Genomic DNA, 4,701 nt, shown 5'->3' on the forward strand with positions numbered 1-4,701 from the left:
CCGCCACTGCCGCAATGGTGTCTGATTGATGATTGCTGTACCACGTGTCGATGCTGGCTGCTACTAGACTGCGCAGATAGGGCGATAAGCGCAAGCGGTTATAGCTTTGCTGAATGCTGGCTTCGATATGCTCGATACTGTTATTATCGGCCTCGTCATTTAGGTATGTTTGTATCTCGCTGATCGGTAGGTCTTTGATACGTGACCAGCCCATGACCAACAGCCGCGCGACCTCATCGTTAGACAAGTGCGTTTGAGCATTGGTCTCTGCGCGCTGCGTCAAGTCTTTAATGTTACGGTGCAAATAAGTTTGCAGCTTCTCATCTAAGTTTTTATTGGTGGCTTTTTCAAATGAGCTGCGGCCAAGCTTCATCAGTTTGCCCACGCCACCTGCTTTATCGAGCGTATTTTCCATAAAATCATTGATAGCGTGATAAAGCGTCTGGGTGAGTAGGTCAGCAAAGGTTTCGTTGCCGATGAGCGTATGAATAAGGGCGTTGCGCTGCTCGTCGTGACGGCCGATATAGCTGGCAAGGGTCTCGACTTGGGTGTCGTCTACCAGCTCAGACAATGGGACATTATCATTGATCGGATGGTAGATAACGGTATGCAGGATATCACGGATATCGGTGCGCATGACGTCGCTCATCGGCTGCTGTAATAAGCCGTCATTGATGAGGCGCTTTAAATCATCAGCCTGTAGGTACTGGCATAATGGCTGCTCGCCAAACCACTGACATGCCTGCACGCTCAAGGTATCCGCTTGTGCCCTAAGCCATTGCTGCATAAAGCCAACTTGTGCCTCGATGATACTATCAAGACTGAGAGGCGCGCCAGCGCTAGTGTTTGACTGGCTGTTTGGCTGAGTGCTTGGCTGGACATCTGCTGTTTGCCTCTGAGAGGGGGCAGGGTGGGTTTCTAAACTAGGGTTATCTTGTGAAGTCGGCATAGGTTTTGAGGTCATAGTGATGGACAATTTGTTATACTGTGTGGCTGGGGTAATATCAACCCCAAAAAATACGATTGTCAGTGTCAGCCTTATTCATTTAGGAAGCACGGACAAGTTTTTGTGAATGGTAAGCGCATCAACTATTATGTCACGAACGCGGTGTTTTGTTGTGATGAATATTGCTAACGCTTAATAAATAATGAGAGATTTGATGACGGTACTGGATGCACCCTTACTTGCGCTCGCTGAGCTGACCGTCCAGCGCGGTGAGACTCTCCTATGCGAAAAGGTCGCGCTCACACTGTCTACAGGGGATATCTGCCATCTCATCGGTGCCAATGGTACGGGCAAGACGACGCTACTCATGCAGCTGGCAGGACTACTGCCGGTACTGACAGGTACCGTGCGCTATCAAGGCGTCGAGAGCTTACCTGTACAGCCGTTATATGTCTCGCATCAGCTGGGTATCCATCCCAATCTGACAGTCGCACAAAACTTGACGTTTTTGCTCAATCTATATGGCATCGCGCCAAGCAGCACTGACATTGATGCTGCTCTGACGTGGGTAGGGTTACAAGGCTTTGAGACCGTAAGCTCAAGCCATCTATCCGCTGGGCAGACACGGCGTATTACTCTTGCTAGATTGTATTTATTGACGCCTGCGGTGACACCGTTATGGCTGCTGGATGAGCCGTTTACCGCGCTAGATGTCGATATGGTGGCACGAATGGAGGATAGGCTGTGCGACTTTGCCAGTGCGGGCGGTGCGATATTAATGACCAGTCATCAGGCCGTCGGCGTCGCCAATCAAATGCTCGATTTGTCAGATTATATGGTATAAGGGCGATGAGTCTCAGTAAAAGGATGGATCATGACAGATAGCCCAGTACAGTCTGCACTAATGCAAGCGGCAAAGCCGCGCTCAAATACCTCCGACGGTACGCGCGGTATCAGCTTTGGGCAGCTCTGGCGGCGCGAATGGCAGGTCAAGCAGCAAGGAGCGGTACAGTGGTTATATCCGCTCGTACTGTTTTTAGTGATTATTACCTTGTTTCCGCTGGCCGTCGGTAGTGAGCCTGCGCTATTGCAGCGTTTAGGCGTGTCTGCTGTGTGGATTGCCGCGCTCTTGTCATTGGTGATGGGGGTTGATGGGCTGTTTAAGCCCGCGCTCGATAATGGCACGCTGGCGCAGTTGGTGGTTGCCAGAGCATCGCTACCGCTTTGGGTACTTGTCCGCTTAGTCATCCATTGGATCTTTAGTAGTGGGATTGTGGCCGTGCTCAGCTTATTGGCGGTGCCGCTATTTCAGCTTAGCTGGTTTGAGGCGTGGATATTACTAGCCTCTATCGTCACTGGCAGTCCGATGCTGCTGATGCTCTCTGCCGTTGCCAGTAGTTTGACACTGTCATTAAAAAACGGTGCTGTGCTGGTGCCGCTGATAGCTTTGCCCATGCAGCTTCCGGTACTGATTTTTGCCACTGGGGCGGTGGATTTGTTTGCCACAGGTCTCAATGGTTTGCCGATACTAGCGCTGTTATTAGCTGGCAGCATCATCTCTGTGCTGGTGATGCCATGGGTGATTGCTATGACCTTAAAGATGGCGTGGCTCAATTAAAAAAACCTTTATATCAACAGCATGTTGAAAACGGGCAACTTTGCTATAATAGCCAATTAACGATACAAACAAGTCGCTTGTAGATTCTATCCAGTGTTTAACGCCGGCAGGTTAGCGGATAGTAGCAATCATGATGTCGTAGCGTCCATGATGCCCTATCTGTCAAACTACTATGCTGTGTAAATAGGTTTATCCTCATGCCCAACCTGAATAATGTCTCATCTCCTAGCCTGTGGCAGCGCATTTGGCAAGGCTTTTTGACCACTGTTGGTACCAAGCAGTTTTTTCGCATTTTTGCGCCTTGGGTCAAGTGGCTTGCCATACTTGCCAGTATTTGCCTTGCGATCGGTAGTGTTTGGGGGCTGGCATTTGCGCCGCCTGACTACTTACAAGGCAACAGCTACCGTATTATATTTATCCACGTACCGGCAGCCAGTCTGGCCATCTCCATCTATTTTGCCCTTGCGGTGTTGGGGGTTATCTTTTTGGTTTGGAAAATCAAGACGGCCAGTTTGGTAGCGCAAGCACTCGCGCCGCTGGGGTTTTTGCTTTGTGTGATCAGCTTAATCACCGGCTCTATTTGGGCAAAACCCACTTGGGGGACGTATTGGGTCTGGGACGCGCGTTTGACCTCGATGCTGATTTTGGCGTTTTTGTACGCGGGCGTCATGGCGCTGTTTGCCGCCTTTGAGCATACCGCCAACCGCGGCAAAGCGGCAGCTATCTTGTCCATCGTCGGTGCGGTCAACCTGCCAATTATCAAATACTCGGTACAGTGGTGGAACACCTTGCACCAAGGCTCGACTTTTACCTTGACCGCTGCACCAAAAATGTCAGCCGATATGTGGATGCCGCTGCTGCTTATGGTCGTCGGTAGCTATTTACTGGTGGCGACCTTGGCGATTTATCGCACCAATACTTTGATTTTGTACCGCGATCAGGGCAAGGCTTGGGTCAAAGAATATATTCGTGGACAAAACAAATAACGGCTAGGAGATGATGATGCAGCCTTATTTTTATAGCGTGTCTGAGTTTATCGCCATGGGTAAGCATGGCGTGTTTGTCTGGTCGTGTTGGGCGATTACCGTGGGTGTGGTGCTGGCTTTTATTCTTTATAGCCGCAGACAGCGACAAGCGCTGATTAAGCAATTGACCATCCAGCAAGCGCGGCAAGCACAGCGTACTGCCAACACCTCCAGTCCTACAACTAAGTAGTCAAAAAATCATCTGAACATCATCAGTTTAGCCCGTAAGACCAGGGTGTTTATATCGTCATTATATGGCGATATGAAGGCTTGGGGGCTTATTGATTGATGCAAAAAATGCTACTATATAGCTATTAGAAAGTACGATTAGAAAAATATTTAAAAAAGGTTTTTCTAATGGTGGTTTCTTTAATATTTTCTGTTTTATGGGTTTATATTGCATTGGATATGACTGATATGGTCAGTTCAAAGTAAAATCGTTTTAGGTTTAAACACGCTACTGGTATAAATTTTACTTGCGTGCTGTTATCGTTCGATGCTCGCAACATTTATCTCAATAGCACTATGTTATTTTTAGAATGGTTTGACTATAAGACAGTGACTCATCAATGAGGTAGTGGTATGAACGCAGTTCGTCGCAAAAAACTGATGTGGGTGATGTTTACGCTGGCAGGAGCCGCGATAGCCGTGGCGTTGGTCATCTATGCCATTGGGCAGCAGACTGACTACTATTTTGATGCAACGGCCATCGCTCAAGGGGAAGCGCCGCAAAATAAGCGTATCCGTGCTGGAGGTATGGTCGTCGCTGGCAGCGTGCAGCGAGCACCAAATGATCCGCTGAGTGTGGAGTTTGCGATTACCGATTTTGAATCGACAGTGCCTGTGACTTATCAAGGTATCTTGCCAGATTTATTTGCTGAAAACTCAGGCGTGGTTGCTACAGGTAAAATGCAAGGCGAGACCTTTGTCGCAGGGGAAGTGCTGGCCAAGCACGACGAAAACTACATGCCGCCTGAGGTTGCCAAATCTATGAAAGAAAACAATCGCAATGGATTGACGCCGCCTTTTGAGCAGTACAATCCAGCAGAGCCAATCCATGAAACCCAAACGCTGCAGCAATAGCGTTCAAAAATAGCCACACTGACCGTAAA

Annotated in this window: 6 protein-coding genes; 5 read left to right on the top strand and 1 reads right to left on the bottom strand. The window is 48.8% G+C overall.

Features of this window, described 5'->3' with window-relative positions:
* Positions 1–949 (bottom strand): hypothetical protein (locus NK638_RS11875; RefSeq protein ID WP_274633170.1); only part of this gene is annotated, 949 nt, incomplete at its 3' end.
* Between the two features lie 211 nt (positions 950–1,160).
* Between NK638_RS11875 and ccmA the strand changes: the two genes are divergently transcribed.
* The 5 genes from ccmA to ccmE all read left to right on the top strand — a co-directional run bounded on the left by ccmA (position 1,161) and on the right by ccmE (position 4,672).
* Positions 1,161–1,790 carry a heme ABC exporter ATP-binding protein CcmA gene (gene ccmA / locus NK638_RS11880; RefSeq protein ID WP_274633172.1) on the top strand — a complete coding sequence of 210 codons (630 nt, stop codon included), beginning with the start codon at positions 1,161–1,163 and terminating at the stop codon, positions 1,788–1,790.
* 60 nt (positions 1,791–1,850) lie between these two features.
* Positions 1,851–2,564: a heme exporter protein CcmB gene (locus NK638_RS11885; RefSeq protein WP_274633173.1), complete on the top strand. Its 714-nt coding sequence runs from the start codon at positions 1,851–1,853 to the stop codon at positions 2,562–2,564.
* A gap of 197 nt (positions 2,565–2,761) precedes the next feature.
* The gene (ccmC, locus tag NK638_RS11890) at positions 2,762–3,550 is read left to right on the top strand and encodes a heme ABC transporter permease CcmC (RefSeq protein ID WP_192994909.1); all 789 of its coding nucleotides are present in this window, start codon (positions 2,762–2,764) and stop codon (positions 3,548–3,550) included.
* A gap of 16 nt (positions 3,551–3,566) precedes the next feature.
* Positions 3,567–3,779, top strand: coding sequence for a heme exporter protein CcmD (ccmD, locus tag NK638_RS11895; RefSeq protein ID WP_201583937.1), 213 nt, complete (start codon positions 3,567–3,569; stop codon positions 3,777–3,779).
* A gap of 392 nt (positions 3,780–4,171) precedes the next feature.
* Positions 4,172–4,672, top strand: coding sequence for a cytochrome c maturation protein CcmE (ccmE, locus tag NK638_RS11900; protein ID WP_274633171.1), 501 nt, complete (start codon positions 4,172–4,174; stop codon positions 4,670–4,672).
* Positions 4,673–4,701: the final 29 nt, after the last annotated feature.

Source organism: Psychrobacter sp. A3 (genome assembly GCF_028823565.1).
GTDB lineage: Bacteria > Pseudomonadota > Gammaproteobacteria > Pseudomonadales > Moraxellaceae > Psychrobacter > Psychrobacter celer.